The organism is Streptomyces sp. TLI_105 (genome assembly GCF_900105415.1).
Classification (GTDB): domain Bacteria; phylum Actinomycetota; class Actinomycetes; order Streptomycetales; family Streptomycetaceae; genus Streptomyces.
Map to the genome: position 1 here is coordinate 965489 of NZ_FNSM01000001.1, position 16411 is coordinate 981899.

Genomic DNA, 16411 nt, shown 5'->3' on the forward strand with positions numbered 1-16411 from the left:
CGATGTCCGTTCCCTGTCCCTCGCCGTCCGGATGCGCTCGTATACGCCCCGGACGACGAGCAGCGGGAGAGGCGGGCAGAGCATGACGACGGCGACGGCGACGGCGACGACCGACGAACGGACCCTGGAGGAGCTGCAGCGGGACCACGGTCCGGCACTCCTCACCTTCCTGCTCGGCCTGACCCACGGGGACCGGCAGCGGGCCGAGGACCTCGCGCAGGAGACCCTGGTACGGGCCTGGCTCCACCCCGAGGCCTTCGACGGCCCCTACGCCTCGATGCGCCCCTGGCTCTTCACCGTGGCCCGCCGCCTCGCCATCGACGCCCGCCGCTCACGCCTCGCCCGGCCCGCCGAGATCGGCGACGGCGTCCTGGCGGTGACGCCCGACCCCGCCGACGCCACCGCCTCGGCCGAGGCCGCGCTCGACGTGCGCGCGGCGGTACGGGAGCTGAGCCCCGAGCACCGCGCGGTGCTCGTCCGGCTCTACTTCCACGGCCTCACCGTCAACGAGGCCGCCGCCGAGCTCGGCATCCCCGCCGGAACCGTCAAGTCCCGTTCGCACTACGCCCTGCGGCAGCTCGGCCGCTCCCTGCCCGGCTACCGGCCGCGCCGCGCGGCCGTTGCCCGGGCCCGTGCCGGGGCCCCACAATGACGCCGTGACGCTGACACTCGCCGCCGCCGAAAAGGTCCTCGCCGACAACTTCGCCCCCTGGGTGCTCGATCTGGGACTCACCGTCGAATCCGTCGACCCGGTCGACGGCCACGAGGCCGTGCTCCGGCTCCCCTGGTCGGACCGGCTCGCCCGGGAGGGCGGCGGTCTCTCCGGCCAGGCCCTGATGGCCGCCGCCGACACCGCGACGGTCATCGCGGTCGCCGCGGCCCGGGGCGGCTTCGTGCCGATGACCACCGTCCAGCAGTCCATCAGCTTCCAGCGCGCGGTGATCGGCGCCGACGTCCTCGTGCGGGCCCGGCTCACCAAGGCGGGCAAGCGGATGGCCTTCGCCGACATCACCATGACGGCCGAGGACACGGAGGAGACCGCGGCCCACGCGACCGCCGTCTACGCGCTCCTGGGCTGAGCCGGCCCGGACCTCCCGGACTCCCCCGCCCCACGCGCCACCCTCGACCCGCCCCATACCAGGAACCCCACCCGCACCGATCCGGCCGGGAAACGTATCCGAAACCACACAGGCGAGTTGAGCAAAGCGGGACCCGCGGGCGCCCTTCACGGAGGAGGCTCTCCCCCGGGCCCCTGACGTCCGGGGCCCTCACGTCCGGGGAGAAGGTGGGAGCGTTGCTGCCCGAGAGCACGAACGGCGCCGGCGGCACGAGTGGCGGCGGCCTCGCCGTCCCGATGGCCTGGCTGTGCGCCGAGTACCTGGCCGACGAGGTGCTGCGGGCCGCCGCGCTCGTGGCCCCCGGCTCACTGGAGTACCGGGCCGGCCTCCAGGCGCTGACCCTCACCGTCCACCTCGCCGAGGAGCCGGACGGACCGGCCGGCGCATGGGCCGGCCGGCGGGTCGACGAGTGGCTGCGGCACACCGCCTACGATCCGCCCTGGCCGCCCTGGGTCGAGGAGCGGCTCGCCGCGCGGCAGGCGGCCGACGGCGACGGCCCCGACCTGGCGCTCGCGCGGACCGCCTGGGCCCGGCTGCGGGACACCTGGATCCGCGCCGCCGACCTCGACGGCCGGACCGACCCCGAGGGCCCGGTCGACGAGGCCGAGCAGATCTGGCTCCCGGCCTGGAAGCTGGGCCTCCCGCTCGCGCACCTGTCGCTGCACCTGCGCTGACACCCGCTACGGCGCAGAAGGGTGCACTCCCGGGCGGTACTTGGGGACGCGTACCGTCACCTTCATCCCGGCGCCGACGCCGGTCTCGATGACGAGCCCGTGCTCCGCCCCGTACACCTGGCGCAGCCGCTCGTCCACGTTGGACAGGCCGATGCCGGAGCCCGCCGGGTGCTCCCCGCGCAGGACGGCGCGCAACAGCTCGGGGTCCATGCCGATGCCGTCGTCCTCGACCGTCACCACCGCCTCGGCGCCCGCGTCCCGGGCGGCGATCGTGACGCGGCAGCCCCGCTCCCGGTCCTGGAGGCCGTGCTTCACCGCGTTCTCCACGAGCGGCTGGAGGCAGAGGAACGGCAGGGTCACCGGCAGCACCTCGGGGGCGATCTGCAGGGTCACCTTCAGCCGGTCCCCGAAGCGGGCCCCCGCCAGGGCCAGGTACTGCTCGATGGAGCGCAGTTCGTCGGCGAGCTGGGCGAACTCTCCGTGCCTGCGGAAGGAGTAGCGGGTGAAGTCGGCGAACTCCAGGAGGAGTTCCCGGGCCCGCTCGGGGTCGGTGCGGACGAACGAGGCGATGGCGGCGAGGGAGTTGAAGATGAAGTGCGGGGAGATCTGGGCGCGCAGGGCGCGGATCTCGGCCTCCACGATCCGGGTGCGCGAGCGGTCGAGTTCGGCCAGTTCCAGCTGGACGGAGACCCAGCGGGCCAGCTCGGTCGCCGCCCGCACGAGGACGGCCGACTCCCGCGAGCCGTAGGCGACGAGCGCGCCGAGGACGCCGTCCTCCCCGGTGAGCGGGGCGATCACCGCCCAGCGCAGCGGGCACGCCGGGTCGTCGCAGCCGCTGTGGGCGGAGCGGCTGCGACCGGTCGCCAGGGTCGCGGCGGCCTGCTCGGGGACATGGGCCCGGTGGTGGTCCTCGCCCGGCCCGTCCCAGGCGAGGACCGCGCCCCGGTCGGTGAGGCAGAGCGCCTCGGTGCCGAGCAGCGAGCGGAGCGTGCGGGCCGCCTTGCGGGCGGTCTCCTCGGTGAGCCCGCCGCGCAGCGGGGGCGCGGCGAGCGAGGCGGTGTGCAGGGTGTGGAAGGTGGCCCGCTCGACGGGTGTGCCGAGGTCGGCATCGGCGGCGCGCCCGCCGCGCCGGGCGGCGAACCGGCCGAGGACGAAGCCCGCGGCGAGCAGCACGGCCCCGGCGGCGGCCGCGGCGGCGAGGGCGATCCCGCTCATCGGCGCACCTCCTGCGCGGGCACGGCCCCGGTGATCTCCTCCGGGAGGTGGAGCCGGGCGAGGATGGCGGGGGTGCCGGGCGGGATCCGGCGGGGGGTGGCGAGCGAGACGAGCACCATCGTCAGGAACCCCAGGGGGACCGACCAGACGGCCGGCCAGGCCATCAGGGTGTGCGGCCAGCCCTCGGGCGCGAGTCCGGCCCGGGTCGCCATCACGGCCGCGAGGGCGGAGCCGCCGCCGAGCAGGAGCCCGGCCGTGGCGCCGGGCGGGGTGAGTCGCCGCCACCAGATCCCGAGGACGAGCAGGGGGCAGAAGGAGGAGGCGGAGACGGCGAAGGCGAGGCCGACGGCGTCGGCGACCGGCACCTTGGAGGCGACCACCCCGACGGCGAGCGGGACGGCGGTGGCGAGCAGGGTCGCGAGGCGGAAGTGCCGTACGCCCCGGGAGGGCGTCCGGGAGGGCAGCACGTCCTGGGTGAGGACCCCGGCGACCGACATGGTGAGCCCGGAGGCGGTGGAGAGGAAGGCGGCGAAGGCGCCGGCCGCGAGGAGCGCCCCGAGGAGGTCGCCGAGGAGTCCGCCGAGGATCCGGTCGGGCAGGACGAGGACGGCGGCGTCGGCGGAGCCGGTCAGGGCGAGTTCGGGGGCGTAGATGCGGCCGAGGGCTCCGTACAGGCCCGGCAACAGGTAGAAGGCGCCGACGAGGCCGAGCACGACGAGGGTGGTGCGGCGGGCGGCGCGGCCGTGCGGGCTGGTGTAGAAGCGGACGGCGACGTGCGGCAGTCCCATGGTGCCGAGGAAGGTGGCGAGGATCAGCCCGTACGTGGCGTACAGCTGGTGTCCGTCGCGGCCCCCGGCGAGCGGCTGGGACCAGCCGAGGGGGTCGGAGCCGCCGGCGGCCCGGTCGGGCAGGGGCGCCCCCGGTGCGAAGGCGAGCGAGGTGCCGCCGAGGACGTGGTGGGTGCCGGGGGCGAGGGTGACGGTCCGGCCGGTGTACGCGACGGAGTCGACGCTGCCGGTGACGGTGACCGCGAGCGGGGCGTCGAGCCCGATCCGTACGGTGTCGGCGACCTGGACGACGGTGTGGTCGCGGAGCACGGCGGGGGCGTCGAAACGGGCCCGGGGCGCCCCGTCCCCGTACCAGGCGGCGAGCAGGAAGAGGGCGGGGACGAGGAGGGCGGTGAGCTTGAGCCAGTACTGGAAGGCCTGGACGAAGGTGATGCTGCGCATGCCGCCCGCGGCGACGGTGCCGGTGACGACGAGGGCGACGAGCAGTCCGCCGACCCAGTCGGGGGCGCCGGTGAGGATCTCCAGGGTGAGTCCGGCGCCCTGGAGCTGCGGCAGCAGGTACAGCCAGCCGATGCCGACGACGAAGAGGCTGGCGAGCCGCCGGGCCTGCGGGGATTCGAGGCGGGCCTCGGCGAAGTCGGAGAGGGTGTACGCCCCGGAGCGGCGCAGCGGGGCGGCGACGAGGACGAGCAGGACGAGGTATCCGGCGGTGTAGCCGACCGGGTACCAGAGCATGGCGGGGCCCTGGACGAGGACGAGTCCGGCGATCCCGAGGAAGGAGGCGGCGGAGAGGTACTCGCCGCTGATGGCGGCGGCGTTGAGGGCCGGCCGGACGGTCCGCGAGGCGACGTAGAAGTCGGAGGTGGTGCGGGAGATCCGCAGGCCGAGTGCGCCGATGAGGACGGTGGCGAGGACGACGGCGGTGACGGCGGCGACCGCGTAGGTCTGGTTCATGCGGGTCGGTTCACCGCTCGACGGAGCCGGTCTCCACCAGGCCGGTGAAGTCGCGTTCGTTGCGCTCGGCGCGGTGGACGTACCAGTGGGCGACGGCCCAGACGACCGGGTACACGCCGAAGCCGAGGGCGCCCCAGACGAGCGCCTCGGGGGCGGGCAGCGCGAGCAGCAGCGGCAGCGAGCCGACGAGCAGCGCGAGGGCGCCGAGGGCGGTGAGGGCGGCGCGGAGCTGGCTGCGCATCAGGGAGCGGACGTAGGTGTGGCCGAGGGTGGTCTGCTCGTCGATCTCGGAGCGGGCGGGCGGGTGCGGGGTCCGGGGACGCGGGCGCGGCGGGACCACGGACCGGTCGCCCAGGGCCGAGGCGTAGGTGACGGTCTCGCGCCGGGACCGGCGCGCGGCTTGGTGCTCGGACATCGGTGTCCGCTCCCTCACGGTCGGGCGGGCCCGTGGAGTGTAAGCGGAAGGGCTCACGGGCCGGTAGGGGTCAGCCGCCCGCGCGGCGCGTCAGGAGATCCCGCAGGTGGCGGGCGTGCCGACGGGAGACGGCGAGGTCGGTGTCGCCGAGCCGCACCGAGGTGGCACCGCCGTCGACACGGAGTTCGGTGATCCGGCCGACGGACACGAGGTGGCTGCGGTGGATGCGGACGAACCCCCGGTCGGCCCACCGCTCTTCGAGGGTGGAGAGGGGGATGCGGACGAGGTGGCTGCCGTGGTCGGTGTGGAGGCGGGCGTAGTCGCCGTGCGCCTCGACGTACGCGATGTCGTCGACGGCGACGAAGCGGGTGACGCCGCCGAGCTCCACGGGGATCTGCTCGGGGGCGGCAGGGGCGGGAGCGGGGGCGGCGTGCGCGAGTCCGTGGACGCGCCGGACGGCCTCGGCGAGCCGCTCGCGGCGGACCGGCTTGAGGACGTAGTCGACCGCCTGGAGGTCGAAGGCCTGGAGCGCGAAGCCCTCGTGGGCGGTGACGAAGACGACGAGCGGCGGCCGGGCGAAGTCGGCGAGCAGCCGGGCGACGTCGAGGCCGGTGAGGCCGGGCATGTGGATGTCGAGGAAGACGACGTCGATGCCGTCCTCGCCGTCGGGCCCGGAGTCCAGGGCGCGCCCGATCCTCCGCAGCGCGGCGGCCGCGTCGCCCACCCCCTCGGCTGTCCGCACCCGGGGGTCGGCGCGCAGCAGGTAGAGCAGTTCGCCGAGGGCGGGCTCCTCGTCGTCGACGGCCAGTACGCGCAGCATGCGCGGGAGTTTATGCGAGGAGCCCGGACGTGCGGCGGTCGGCGGGGATCTTCCTGCCGGTCCGGCAGGTGGGGCAGGGGCCGGGCCGCGCCGGACGGGATCGGGGCCTGTCTTAGGGTGTGCGACGTGCGTGTACTGCTCGTCGAGGACGACGAAGACCTCCGGTTCGGGGTGGCCGCCGCTCTGCGCGCCGCCGGGCTCGCCGTCGACGAGGCCGCCGATCTGCCCCGGGCCGACGAGGCGTTGTTCGTCACGGCGTACGACTGCGCGGTCTTCGACCGGATGCTGCCGTCCGGGGACGCCGCCGCCTTCGTCGACGGGCTGCGGCGCGCCGGCCGCGACGTGCCCGTGCTGTTCCTGACCGCGCGCGACACGGTGGCGGACCGGGTGGAGGGCTTCGCGAGCGGCGGGGACGACTACCTCGTCAAGCCGTTCGCCGTGCCCGAACTGGTCGCCCGGGTGCGCAGCCTGTGCCGCCGGTCCGCGGTCGTACGCCCCCCGGTGCACCGCGTCGGCGACCTGGAGATCGACACCGCGCGTCGGCACGTCCGCCGGGCCGGGGTGCTGTTGACGCTCACGGGCCGGGAGTTCGCGGTCCTGGAGGTCCTCGCGGCGCGCTCCGACCAGACGGTCTCGCGCGCCGAGCTGATCGAGAGCTGCTGGGACGAGATGGCCGAACCCCAGTCGAACGTCCTCGAAGTGCTCGTCTCCCAGCTCCGCCGCAAGCTCGGGGACCCGCCGGTGATCCACACCGTGCGCGGGGTCGGCTACCGCCTCTCCCCCGACGACGCGCGGTGAGGCCCGTGCTGCCCGGCCGGGCGGGAGGCCGGTCACGGAGCCGGTCCGCGACGCTCACGCCGACGGCCCGGGTGCTGCGGCTGCGCCGGCGGATCAGCCTGCTGTTCGCGCTGACCAGTGCCGTGGGGCTGATCGCGATGGCGGTGCTCGCCGTGCGCAGCGACAGCGGCCGCTGGCGGGAGCAGCTCGATCACACGATGGACGCGGACACCAGCTGGGCCCTCGGTCTCCTGGAGACCGACGAGGAGGGACGGCTCGTCCTGGACGTCCTGGCGGACTCGGTGGACACGGCGTGCCCCCCGCTGACGGTGCTCCTCGTGGGCGGGGGCGACCGGGGCGCGCTGACGGTCGAGCACGCGCCGACGAAGCCGTGTCTGACGGTGAGCCGGGCCGTGGTCCTGGAGGCGGGCCGTGCGGCGGTGCGGGCCGACGGCGTCCGGGCCTTCGACGGGCGCACGACGGACGGCGAGCCGGTACGCGTGTTCGCCCAGCCCTTCTACGCGCCGGAGGCGGCGGACGACGAGGGGCCGCAGGGCGTGCTCGTGACGGTGGCCGACGCGACCGCCCAGCGGGACGACCACCGGCGGCTCGTGTGGCTGGTGACGGGCGGCTGCGCGGTGCTCGTCCTGCTGTCGGCGGCCGTCGGACACGTCCTGTCGGGACGGGCGGTCCGCCCCGCGCTCGCCGCGCTCGACCGGCAGGAGGCGTTCCTCGCGGACGCCGCACACGATCTGCGGACCCCGGCCGCCTCGCTGCGGACGCTCGCCGAGACGGCGCTGCGCGGCGAGACGGACAGCGCGGACGTGCACCGGCGCACGCTGCGCCTGGCGGAGGGGATGGGCCGGCTCGTCGACGGGCTCCTCACCCGTGCCCGGCTCATGTCCGGTACGGCCGCGGTCGCGCGCCAGCCGCTGCGTCTGGACCAGCTGGTGGAGGCGGTCGCCCAGGAAGCCTCCGAGGCTCGTCCGGAGGGCCACCGCGTCCGGGTCGAGGCCGAGGACACCGTCGTGGTCGCCGATCCCGAGCTCGTGCGCCGGGCCGTCGGCAACCTGCTGGAGAACGCGCTCGCGCACGGCCACGCGCCGGGCGTCCCGGCGGACGTGCTGATCACGGTGGGTCGGGACGGCACGCTGACGGTCGAGGACGCGGGTCCCGGTCTGCCTCCGGAGGTCGCGGGAGCCCTGTTCGAGCGGTTCCGCAGCGGATCCGGGTCCACCGGCCTGGGTCTGTCCATCGCCTCCTGGGTCGCCCACGCGCACGGCGGCACGCTCACGGCGGGACGCGGCGAACGCGGCGGGGCCCGGTTCGTCCTGCGGCTGCCGGTCTCGGGCTGACTCGCGCTCCGGGGCGGTACGGGGCCTCTTCAGCAAAACCTCAGCATCGGTGCGTGACCCTTCCCTGGACCGACCATCCAGGGGAGTTCCTCGTGTTCCGCACCGCCGCCCGCCGCCGGGCCCTCGTCCTCGCCCTCGCCGTCCTCGGCACCACGTCCCTGGCCGCCTGCACGGCCGGATCCGGCCAGGACGGGAGCCGGCCGAGGACCTCGGCCGCCACCGACCCGGCCGCCCGCCCCGACCTGCGGCGCTTCTACGGCCAGAAGCTCGACTGGCGGCCCTGCGGCGACTTCCGGTGCGCGACGCTCACCGTCCCGAGGGACTACGACCGTCCCGGCGACGGCAAGACCTTCGTCCTGCCGGTGGCGAAGGCGGCGACCGCGGTCCCCGGCAAGCGCCTCGGCTCGCTCGTCCTGAACCCCGGCGGACCGGGTGAGCCCGGCGTACGGCTCCTGAAGGACGGCGTCGCCGACGGCATCGGCGAGGGCGTGCGCGAGCGGTTCGACATCGTGTCCTTCGACCCGCGCGGCGTCGGCGGGAGCAAGCCGGCCCTGACCTGCCTCACCGCGGACCGGGCGGACGAGAAGTCCCCGGCCGCCGGCGCGGGCGAGGCGCCGCTCTACCCCCGCACGGACGCCGAGCGCGCCGCCGCCCTCACCGACGCGCGGGCGACGGCCGCCGCCTGCCGGAGGGCGAGCGGCCCGCTGCTGCCGCACGTCGGGACGGACGACGCGGCCCGGGACATGGACGTCCTGAGGGCCGCGCTGGGCGAGCGGAGGCTGACGTACGTCGGCTGGTCGTACGGCACGAGCCTGGGCACCTCGTACGCCGAGCAGTTCCCGCGCCGCGTACGGGCGATGGTCCTGGACGGGGCGGTCGACCCGTCCCTGGACTGGCGGCAGCGCGTGCTCGGCCAGTCGACCGGTTTCCGGGACGCGGTCGAGGAGTACGCCGACTCCTGTGCCGACGTGGTCGGCGAGACCTGCCCCGGCACGACGCCCGAGGAGATACGCACGCTGGTGGACCGGCTGCTCGACCGGACGCGGCGCGAACCGCTGCCGGTCGACGGCTCCGAGGAGGGGCTCGACGCGGCGGGCCTGGTCTCCGCGCTCAGCCTGTCCATGTACACGCCGGAGGCGCAGTGGGAGGGCCTGTCCGAGGCGCTGCGCGCGGCGGACGGCGGGGACGGTACGAAGCTGGCGGCCCTGGCCGCGGGCGACGAGGACGCCGACGGGGAGTCCGACGCGGGCGCCTCCGGCGAACCGGCGGAGGAAGGACCGACGGACGACGAGTCGGCGGACGGCGAACCGGCGGACGGCGAACCGGCAGGCAACGAACCGGCGGAGGGCGAAGCCTCGAACGGCGAATCCGCCGACGACGAAGCCTCGGACGTGCCCGAGGACAACGGCGACGCGGCCCTCATCGCGGTCAACTGCCTCGACGTCCCCCACCCCCGCGACGCACAGGCGTACTGGGACACGCTGGCCCCCGCCGACAAGGCCGCGGGTGTCTACGGCACGTCCGGCGTGACGAGCGAACTGGTCTGCAAGGACTGGCCGGCCGGTACCCAGCGGCCGCACCGGGTGCACGCCCCGGGCGTCCCGCCGGTCCTCGTCGTGGGCACGGCGGGCGACCCCGCCACGCCCTACGACGAGGCGGTGAGCCTGGCGCGCCAGTTCCCCGGCGGCATGCTGTTGTCCTTCGAGGCGCCCGGCCACACCGGATACGGCCGTGACGCCTGCGTCGACGAGAAGGTCGAGAAGTACCTGGTCTCCCTCACGAAGGTCCGGCCTGGCACGACGTGCGCGCCGTAGCGTCCGCCGGATCCAGCAGGTCGAGTTCGGCGGTGAGCGCGGCGGCCAGCGCGTCGAGGTCGGGGACGGCCTCGCCGTCGGCGACGAGGCCGATGTGGACCTGACCGCCGTACGGGGACATGGCGACGGCGAGGGACTGGCCGCGGGCGAGCGGGGCCATCGGGAAGAGCGCGCGCAGCGGGGCGCCGCCGAGGGAGAGCGCGGAGCGGGGCAGCGGCACCTGGGTGACGAGGAGGTCGAAGAGGAGCCGGGCGGCACCGGCGGCGAGGGGGGCTCCGAAGCGGTGGGCGAGCGGGTGCAGTTGGTCGGCGAGGAGGGCGACGGCGCCCGCTCCGCGGAAGGGTCCGGCCGCCTTGTTGCGGTCCATGGCCCGGCGGACGGCGGCGAGGCGGGCGGCCGGGTCGGGTTCGGTGACCGGCAGGTCGAGGAGGTATCCGGAGAGGCTGTTGCCGGGGCCGGGCGGGGCGCCGGGGCGGCGCCGGGAGACCGGGACGAGGGCCCGCGGGTCGGCGCCGGGGAGGGACAGGCCGCGCCCGTCGAACCAGCGGCGCAGGGCGCCGGCGACGAGGGCGAGGAGGACGTCGTTGGCGGTGCCGCCGGTGGTGCGGCGGATCCGGTGGACGCGGTCGAGGGACAGGGTGGCGGTGGCGATCCGGCGCGTGCCGCTGGAGTCGGCGGCGAGCGGGGCGGCGGGCTGCCCGTCGAGGCGGCCCGCGCGGGCGACCGAGGAGCCGACGACGGAGGCGCCGACCTCGACGGCCCGGCCGAGGTCGCCGAGACGGTCGCGGGCGATGTCGAGGAGGCGGCCCGGGCCGGGGAGCCAGGAGCGCGGGGGGACGGGGCGGGTGCGACGGGCCGGGCGTCGGCCCGCGGCGATCTCGTCGAAGATCCCGGCGCCGATGGCGACGGCCCGCATGCCGTCGGCGAGGGCGTGATGGAGTTTGACGAGGACGGCGAAGGAGCCGTCGGGGGCGCCGCTGAGCAGGTACATCTCCCAGGGCGGCAGGCCGCGGGCGACGGGTCGTTCCATGAGTTCGGCGGCGAGCCGGGTGGCCTCGGCGGTGAAGTCGACGCCGGGGAGGGCGATCTCGCGGACGTGCCGGCGCACGTCGAAGTCGGGGTCGGCGCTCCAGGCGGCGCCGCCGACGGGGAACAGGACGTCGCGGACGCGCATCCGGAGCCGGGGGACGGCAGCGGCCCGCCGGGCGAGCAGTTCCAGGACGTCGGGGGGCTCCTGGCCGGTGGCGGGCGGGGGGCCGAAGTGGGCGAGGGCCCCGAGGTGCAGGGGGTGCTCGGTGGATTCCAGGTGCCAGAAGGCCAGGTCCAGGGGTGCCAGTAGCTCGCTGCTCAAGGTGTCCTCTTGTCCTGCGAAGTCCTGCGATGTCCTGTTGTCCTGCAAGGTCCTGCAAGGCGCTGCGAAGTCCTGCGCCATCGAGGTCGGATGGAGGCCGGCGAAGTCCCACGCCCGCACGCGCGATGCGGCGGGCGGGCGAAGTCAATCGCATACCGTCAGTTACGGTCAAGTACGATCAGTTCACGCTCAGTTAACAAGTTCAACGCTCCACGGTGAATTCGCACCACACGCACTTGCCACCGCCCCGCGACTCCACGCCCCACGCGTCCGAGAGCCGGTCGACCAGGAGCAGCCCCCGCCCGGACACCCCCGCCTCCCCCGCCTCGCGGCGCCGGGGCAGCGCGCTGGACCGGTCCTCCACCTCCACCCGCAGCCGCCGCGGGGGCCCGGTCAGGATCCGCAGCGTCACGATCGCTCCGCCGTCGGTGTGCATCAGGGCGTTGGTCATCAGCTCGTCGGCGACCAGTTCGATCTCGTCCGCGCGCTCCCCCGCGCCCCAGGCCCGGACGGCCGCCCGGATCATGTGCCGGGCGGAGCTCAGCGCCTCCGGGTCGTTCTGGGCCACGTGCTGCTGGAAGCGGCCGGTGCCCTGCGGATGGTACGTGCCGTGGCGGCGCAGCAGCAGGATCGCGACGTCGTCCTCGCCGCCCCGCTCCGCGACGACGTCGCAGAGGTGGTCGGCGAGCCGCTGGAGGTCGGCGGGGCCGCGCCGGACGAGCGAGGAGAGCCACTGCAGGCCCTCGTCGAGGTCGGCCCCGGGCTTCTCCACGAGCCCGTCTGTGTAGAGCATCAGCGTCTGGCCGGGGTCCAGCTCCAGGGTGTTCACCGGATAGTCGAGGCGGCCGAACTCCGCGGAGAGCCCGAGCGGCAGCCCGCCGTCGACCGGGAGTCTGTGGCAGCCGCCGTCGATCTCCCTGATCAGCGGGTCGACGTGGCCGGCGCGCACCACCTGGACGACCCCGGTGGCGAGGTCGACCTCCGCGTAGGTGCAGGTGGCGAAGCGTTCGGTGTCGAGCTCGTGGAGGAAGACCGAGGCGCGGGCCATCACCGTGGCCGGGGGGTGGCCCTCGGCGGCGTAGGCGCGCAGCACGATCCGCAGCTGGCCCATGACGGCCGCCGCGTGGGTGTCGTGGCCCTGCACGTCGCCGATGACGCAGCCGACCCGTCCGCCGGGCAGCGCGATGAGGTCGTACCAGTCGCCGCCGATGTCCCGCCCGAGGCGGGCCGAGCGGTAGCGGACCGCCGTCTGGGCGCCGGGCACCTCGGGGATCCGGCGCGGCAGCATCGCCTGCTGGAGCCCTTCGGCGAGGTCGTGCTCCTGCTCGTAGAGCATGGCCCGCTGGAGGCTCTGGGCGATGCTGCTGCCGAGGGCGACGAGCAGGGTCCGCTCGTCCTCGCTGAAACCGGTCTTGTCGCTGTAGAGCAGGCCGAGCGCGCCGATGGGCCGGGCCTGGGCGATGAGCGGCAGATAGGCGGCGGCGGTGATGCCGAGCCCGCTGATGTGCGGCCAGAGCACCGGGAAGGAGTCGGCGAAGTCCCGGGCCGAGTCGATGAACCGGGGGCGCAGGGTCCGGATGACCTCGCTCATCGGGTACGGCTCGTCCACCCGGGTGAACCGGGTGCCCGGCACGAAGGCTCCGTCGGGCCCTTCGGCGACGAGGTGGATGCGCCCGCCTTCGAGGAGGCCCATGACGAGACTGGCCGCGCCGAAGTGTTCGAGCGCGTGGGAGTCGTTGAGCAGGTCGATGACGTCCTGCACCGTCCGGGCGTAGGCGAGGGCCGCCGTGGTGCCCTCGACGACGCCGGCGCGCCTCCGGCGCCCCTCGTCGAGGCCGAGCCGGGCGGCGGACTCGGTGAGTTCGTGGGTGGCGTCGCGCAGGATGCCGATGATGCGGACGGGCCGGCCGCTGTCGTCACGGTGGACGAGGCCCTGGGTGTGGGTCCACTGGTGGCTGCCGTCGCGGCGGCGGATGCGGAAGTAGGCGCCGTACTCCTCGCTGCCGTCCTTGAGCGCCTGGGCCACGAGGGTGTCGAGCTGGCGGCCCTCGTCCGGCAGCACGCGCGAGCCCAGGCTCTCGGGTCTGCCGTCGTACTCGTCGCGGCCCATGTCGAAGACCTCGAGGGCGGCGTCGTCCATGGCCATGGTCCCGGTGAGCAGGTCCCAGTCGAAGCCGCCCATGCGGAAGGCGGAGCCGTAGTCGGCGAGGATCCGGGCCCCGGCACCCGACTCGTCCGGCGCACGGCCCGGCCGTGCGATCGCCTCGCCGCCCCCGCTGACCGCGTTCATGGGGCCACGCTAGGCGCAGCCCCGCCGGTGCGCACCAGGAAGATCCCTTTCACCCCTGGAAGGTCTCCGGCTGGTCGGGCACCGGACCGGCCGGGAAGAGCTCCTCGGGCGGCAGCGTCCCGTCCGGGACGGTGGACGGCTCGGAGGGGGCCGGCCCGAAGGGGTCGGGGAAGGGCTCGGTGTACGGGTCGGGGTAGGGCTCCGTGTACGGGTCGGGGGCGTCGGGCAGCGGGGCGGTCGGATCGGTGCCCGTGCCTCCGGTGCCGGACGGGTCGGGGGCGTCGGGCAGCGGGGCGGTGGGGGCGGGCCGGACGGGGTCCGGGGAAGCAGGGTCCGGGGAGGTGGGGTCCGGGGAGGTGGGGTGGCCGGGGGCGCTCGGGTCGGACGTGCCGGAGTCGGCGAGGGCGCAGGTGTCGGGGTCGCAGGCCGGTTCCACGTCGGGCTTCTTGTCCTGGTCGCCGTCGCTGCCGGTCCGCCGCTCGATCCAGGTGCGGTCGGTGGTGTTCACGATGACCAGGCCGGCGACGACGGAGGTGGCGGGCCGGACGGTGATCACGCGGTCGGGGTCGAAGGCGTCCCACGGGTCGCCCCGGTGGACGCCGCTCGTGTCGGCGGCGGGGCTGCGGAGCGGGTTGCCGCAGGCGCAGCGGACGCGCGGGGCGCCGTACTGGTCGACGAGGACCGCCGTACCGGTCTGCAGCACGGCCTGGAAGGCATGGGCGCGACCCTCGCGGTAGCCGTGGTCGGTGACGCGGGTGTCGGCGCGCAGGGCGACCGGGGTGAGTCCGCGGAGCCAGCCGGCGACGCCGGTCTCGGGGATGCCGGCGGCCTCGGCGAAGGCGCGCGCCTTGGCGCCGTCCGCGGTGAGGAGGGCGACCTGCCGTTCGACGTCGCAGCTCCCCATCGCGCGCGTGCCGCCGTAGAGGCCGGGGGTGGAGCCGGTGACCTCGCGGACCTGCGGGCCGCCGTCGCCGGGCTGCCGGTCGGGGGCGGCGGGCGGTGCGGTGTTCCGGACGGTGGAGGCCGTGAAGGGGTCGGGCCCATGGGCGCCGAGCGGCTGGAGGAGGACGTCCTGGGCGGGGGCCGGGGCCGGTTCGCCGCCGGCGCCTTCCCAGCCGGAGGAGCAGCCCGTGAGCAGCAGCGCCGCGACGAGGCCCGCGGCCGCGGGGCGGGTCCGCCGCGTCCGGCGGAGGGATGAGCGCACCTTGTTCTCCCGAGTTTCTCTCTCCGCCGGGCCCGGCGCCCGGTTCCGGCCAGTGCCTCATGTCTGTCGCAGCGCGCAGGGCCTCGCAAGCGGAGAGCGGCCGACCGGGTCGCGAAGACGAAGGACTTGAACACGTTCAAGAAAGGACCTACGCTCGACTCGCCAGTTGAACGCGTTCAAGTGGGGGTGGTGTCGTATGACCGTGCTGTCGGTCCTGGTGAGTTCGGTCGTGATGATCGGCATGTTCTGGGTCGTCCCGACGGGGCTCGCGCTCCTCGACGGCCCCCGGCCGCCCAGCTTGGACCCGCTCCGGCGCGCCTGGCCCCTGCTCGCCGTCCCGGGCGCCCTGGCCCTCTGGCTGCCCCGCTCCGCCGCCGCCACCGCGCTCGCCGCGGTGTACGCCCTCGCCACCCTGGCGCTCGCGCTCCAGGCCCCGGCCCGGCTGATGCTCACCCGCTCGCTCCGGCCGAGCGAGATCGCCGTCCTCTCCGCCCTGACGGCCCCGTCCGTCGCCGGTCTGGCGCTCGTCGCCGAGCGGGCCTCGTACCCGCTGTTCGGCTTCGACCTGGACATCCTGGCGCTGACCGTCCCGCACTTCCACTTCGCCGGCTTCGCCGCCGCCCTGGTCGCCGGACTCGTCAGCCGTACGTCCGACGGTCCCGCCGCCCGCTTCGCCGCGCTCAGCGTCCCCGCCGGCACCCTGCTCGTCCTGCTCGGCTACTTCGTCGACGACTGGGCCGAGCTGGCGGGGGCCGCCGTCCTGACGGCCGGCATGGCCGCGGTCTCCGTGCTGACCCTGCGGGAGCGCCGCGAGCTCGCCGCCGACCGGCTCACCCGCGGTCTCCTCGCCGTCTCGGCCCTCGTCCTCGTCGCCACCATGCTGCTCGCGCTCAGCTGGGCGTTGGGCGAGGCGACCGGGCTTCCGCACCTCCCCCTGACCTGGACGGCCGCCACGCACGGCCTGGGCAACGCCCTCGGCTTCGCCGTCTGCGCGCTCCTCGCCCGGCGCCGCCTCGCGGCCGACCGCGCCTCCCGGCCCCTTCCGACCCTTCCGCACCTGCCCCGAACGGAGCTTCCGGCATGACCCGCCTCACGCACGACCTCTCCCGCCCCGCCCCGCGCCGCCCGAGCCTCACCTACCGCGAGGTCGGCGCCACCCGCACCCCCGAGGCGCTCCCCGCCGGCTACCACCACCTGCGGCACAGCGCGGTCGTCGGCCACGGCAGGGCCGCCTTCGAGACCGCCGGGGCGGCCGTCACCACCTGGCGGATGCACCGCGCCTCCAGGGCGCGCGTCCGCGCCGACGCCGAGCGCGCCGAACCCGGCGTCCACCTGGAGGTGTCGCTGGGCGCCGGCCCGCTCCGGATCGGCGTCCCCTGCTCGGTGATCTGGACGGCGTACGAGGAGAACCGCACCGGCTTCGCCTACGGCACCCTGAGCGGGCACGCCGAGTGCGGCGAGGAGTCCTTCGTCGTCGAGCTGGAGCCGGACGGCACGGTCCGCTTCACGGTCACCGCCTTCAGCCGGCCCGCCACCTGGTACACCCGGCTCGGCGGGCCCGTGGTCCCGCGGCTCCAGCACGCGTACGCCCGCCTGCTCGGCCGGACCCTCCGGAGCCTCGTCAAGGAGTGACCCC

At 75.5% G+C, this 16411-nt stretch carries 15 protein-coding genes; 8 read left to right on the forward strand and 7 right to left on the reverse strand.

Annotated features, from left to right (window positions below; all coding sequences use genetic code 11):
- Positions 1-82: 82 nt before the first annotated feature.
- From BLW86_RS04475 to BLW86_RS04485, 3 genes are all read left to right on the forward strand, one after another.
- Positions 83-652 (forward strand): sigma-70 family RNA polymerase sigma factor, encoded by a 570-nt coding sequence (locus BLW86_RS04475; protein ID WP_093872798.1) that lies wholly within the window; start codon positions 83-85, stop codon positions 650-652.
- A 4-nt stretch (positions 653-656) separates the two neighbouring features.
- Positions 657-1079: a PaaI family thioesterase gene (locus BLW86_RS04480; RefSeq protein WP_093872799.1), complete on the forward strand. Its 423-nt coding sequence runs from the start codon at positions 657-659 to the stop codon at positions 1077-1079.
- Positions 1080-1285: 206 nt separating this feature from the next.
- On the forward strand, positions 1286-1792 hold the full coding sequence (locus tag BLW86_RS04485) for a hypothetical protein (RefSeq protein WP_371129446.1): 507 nt from the start codon (positions 1286-1288) through the stop codon (positions 1790-1792).
- A gap of 6 nt (positions 1793-1798) precedes the next feature.
- Here the strand turns inward: BLW86_RS04485 and BLW86_RS04490 are convergent, their stop codons facing one another.
- From BLW86_RS04490 to BLW86_RS04505, 4 genes are all read right to left on the reverse strand, one after another.
- Positions 1799-3007, reverse strand: coding sequence for a histidine kinase (locus BLW86_RS04490; protein WP_093872801.1), 1209 nt, complete (start codon positions 3005-3007; stop codon positions 1799-1801).
- The gene (locus tag BLW86_RS04495) at positions 3004-4749 is read right to left on the reverse strand and encodes a sodium/solute symporter (RefSeq protein WP_093872802.1); all 1746 of its coding nucleotides are present in this window, start codon (positions 4747-4749) and stop codon (positions 3004-3006) included. The genes BLW86_RS04490 and BLW86_RS04495 overlap by 4 nt, the downstream gene beginning before the upstream one ends.
- A 10-nt stretch (positions 4750-4759) precedes the next feature.
- On the reverse strand, positions 4760-5164 hold the full coding sequence (locus BLW86_RS04500; protein WP_177181553.1) for a hypothetical protein: 405 nt from the start codon (positions 5162-5164) through the stop codon (positions 4760-4762).
- 70 nt (positions 5165-5234) lie between these two features.
- Positions 5235-5984, reverse strand: coding sequence for a LytR/AlgR family response regulator transcription factor (locus BLW86_RS04505; RefSeq protein WP_093872803.1), 750 nt, complete (start codon positions 5982-5984; stop codon positions 5235-5237).
- Between the two features lie 126 nt (positions 5985-6110).
- On the opposite strand from BLW86_RS04505, the gene BLW86_RS04510 reads away from it, so the two are divergent.
- Genes BLW86_RS04510 through BLW86_RS04520 form a run of 3 tightly spaced genes read left to right on the forward strand, consistent with a single transcriptional unit; the run spans position 6111 to position 9930 of the window.
- Positions 6111-6782 (forward strand): response regulator transcription factor, encoded by a 672-nt coding sequence (locus BLW86_RS04510; RefSeq protein WP_093872804.1) that lies wholly within the window; start codon positions 6111-6113, stop codon positions 6780-6782.
- A gap of 5 nt (positions 6783-6787) precedes the next feature.
- Positions 6788-8116 carry a sensor histidine kinase gene (locus BLW86_RS04515; protein ID WP_256341205.1) on the forward strand — a complete coding sequence of 443 codons (1329 nt, stop codon included), beginning with the start codon at positions 6788-6790 and terminating at the stop codon, positions 8114-8116.
- A 53-nt stretch (positions 8117-8169) separates the two neighbouring features.
- Positions 8170-9930 carry an alpha/beta fold hydrolase gene (locus tag BLW86_RS04520; RefSeq protein WP_256341206.1) on the forward strand — a complete coding sequence of 587 codons (1761 nt, stop codon included), beginning with the start codon at positions 8170-8172 and terminating at the stop codon, positions 9928-9930.
- Here BLW86_RS04520 and BLW86_RS04525 read toward each other — a convergent pair.
- From BLW86_RS04525 to BLW86_RS04535, 3 genes are all read right to left on the reverse strand, one after another.
- Positions 9893-11281: a wax ester/triacylglycerol synthase family O-acyltransferase gene (locus BLW86_RS04525; protein WP_093872807.1), complete on the reverse strand. Its 1389-nt coding sequence runs from the start codon at positions 11279-11281 to the stop codon at positions 9893-9895. The genes BLW86_RS04520 and BLW86_RS04525 overlap by 38 nt on opposite strands.
- 202 nt (positions 11282-11483) lie before the next feature.
- On the reverse strand, positions 11484-13571 hold the full coding sequence (locus tag BLW86_RS04530; RefSeq protein ID WP_093872808.1) for a SpoIIE family protein phosphatase: 2088 nt from the start codon (positions 13569-13571) through the stop codon (positions 11484-11486).
- 49 nt (positions 13572-13620) lie between these two features.
- Complete coding sequence (locus BLW86_RS04535; protein WP_093872809.1) at positions 13621-14775, reverse strand: DUF6777 domain-containing protein; 1155 nt, start codon at positions 14773-14775, stop codon at positions 13621-13623.
- A gap of 205 nt (positions 14776-14980) precedes the next feature.
- On the opposite strand from BLW86_RS04535, the gene BLW86_RS04540 reads away from it, so the two are divergent.
- Complete coding sequence (locus tag BLW86_RS04540; protein ID WP_093878493.1) at positions 14981-15859, forward strand: YndJ family protein; 879 nt, start codon at positions 14981-14983, stop codon at positions 15857-15859.
- A complete protein-coding gene (locus BLW86_RS04545; RefSeq protein WP_093872810.1) occupies positions 15856-16407 on the forward strand; it encodes a DUF1990 family protein in 552 nt (183 codons plus the stop codon). Before BLW86_RS04540 ends, BLW86_RS04545 begins: the two co-directional genes overlap by 4 nt.
- Positions 16408-16411 lie beyond the last annotated feature (4 nt).

Coding starts and splice junctions, on each gene's coding strand:
- BLW86_RS04475 (WP_093872798.1), top strand. CDS start 83: ATGACGACGGCGACGGCGACGGCGACGACCGACGAACGGACCCTGGAG.
- BLW86_RS04490 (WP_093872801.1), bottom strand. CDS start 3,007: ATGAGCGGGATCGCCCTCGCCGCCGCGGCCGCCGCCGGGGCCGTGCTG.
- BLW86_RS04495 (WP_093872802.1), bottom strand. CDS start 4,749: ATGAACCAGACCTACGCGGTCGCCGCCGTCACCGCCGTCGTCCTCGCC.
- BLW86_RS04500 (WP_177181553.1), bottom strand. CDS start 5,164: ATGTCCGAGCACCAAGCCGCGCGCCGGTCCCGGCGCGAGACCGTCACC.
- BLW86_RS04505 (WP_093872803.1), bottom strand. CDS start 5,984: ATGCTGCGCGTACTGGCCGTCGACGACGAGGAGCCCGCCCTCGGCGAA.
- BLW86_RS04530 (WP_093872808.1), bottom strand. CDS start 13,571: ATGAACGCGGTCAGCGGGGGCGGCGAGGCGATCGCACGGCCGGGCCGT.
- BLW86_RS04545 (WP_093872810.1), top strand. CDS start 15,856: ATGACCCGCCTCACGCACGACCTCTCCCGCCCCGCCCCGCGCCGCCCG.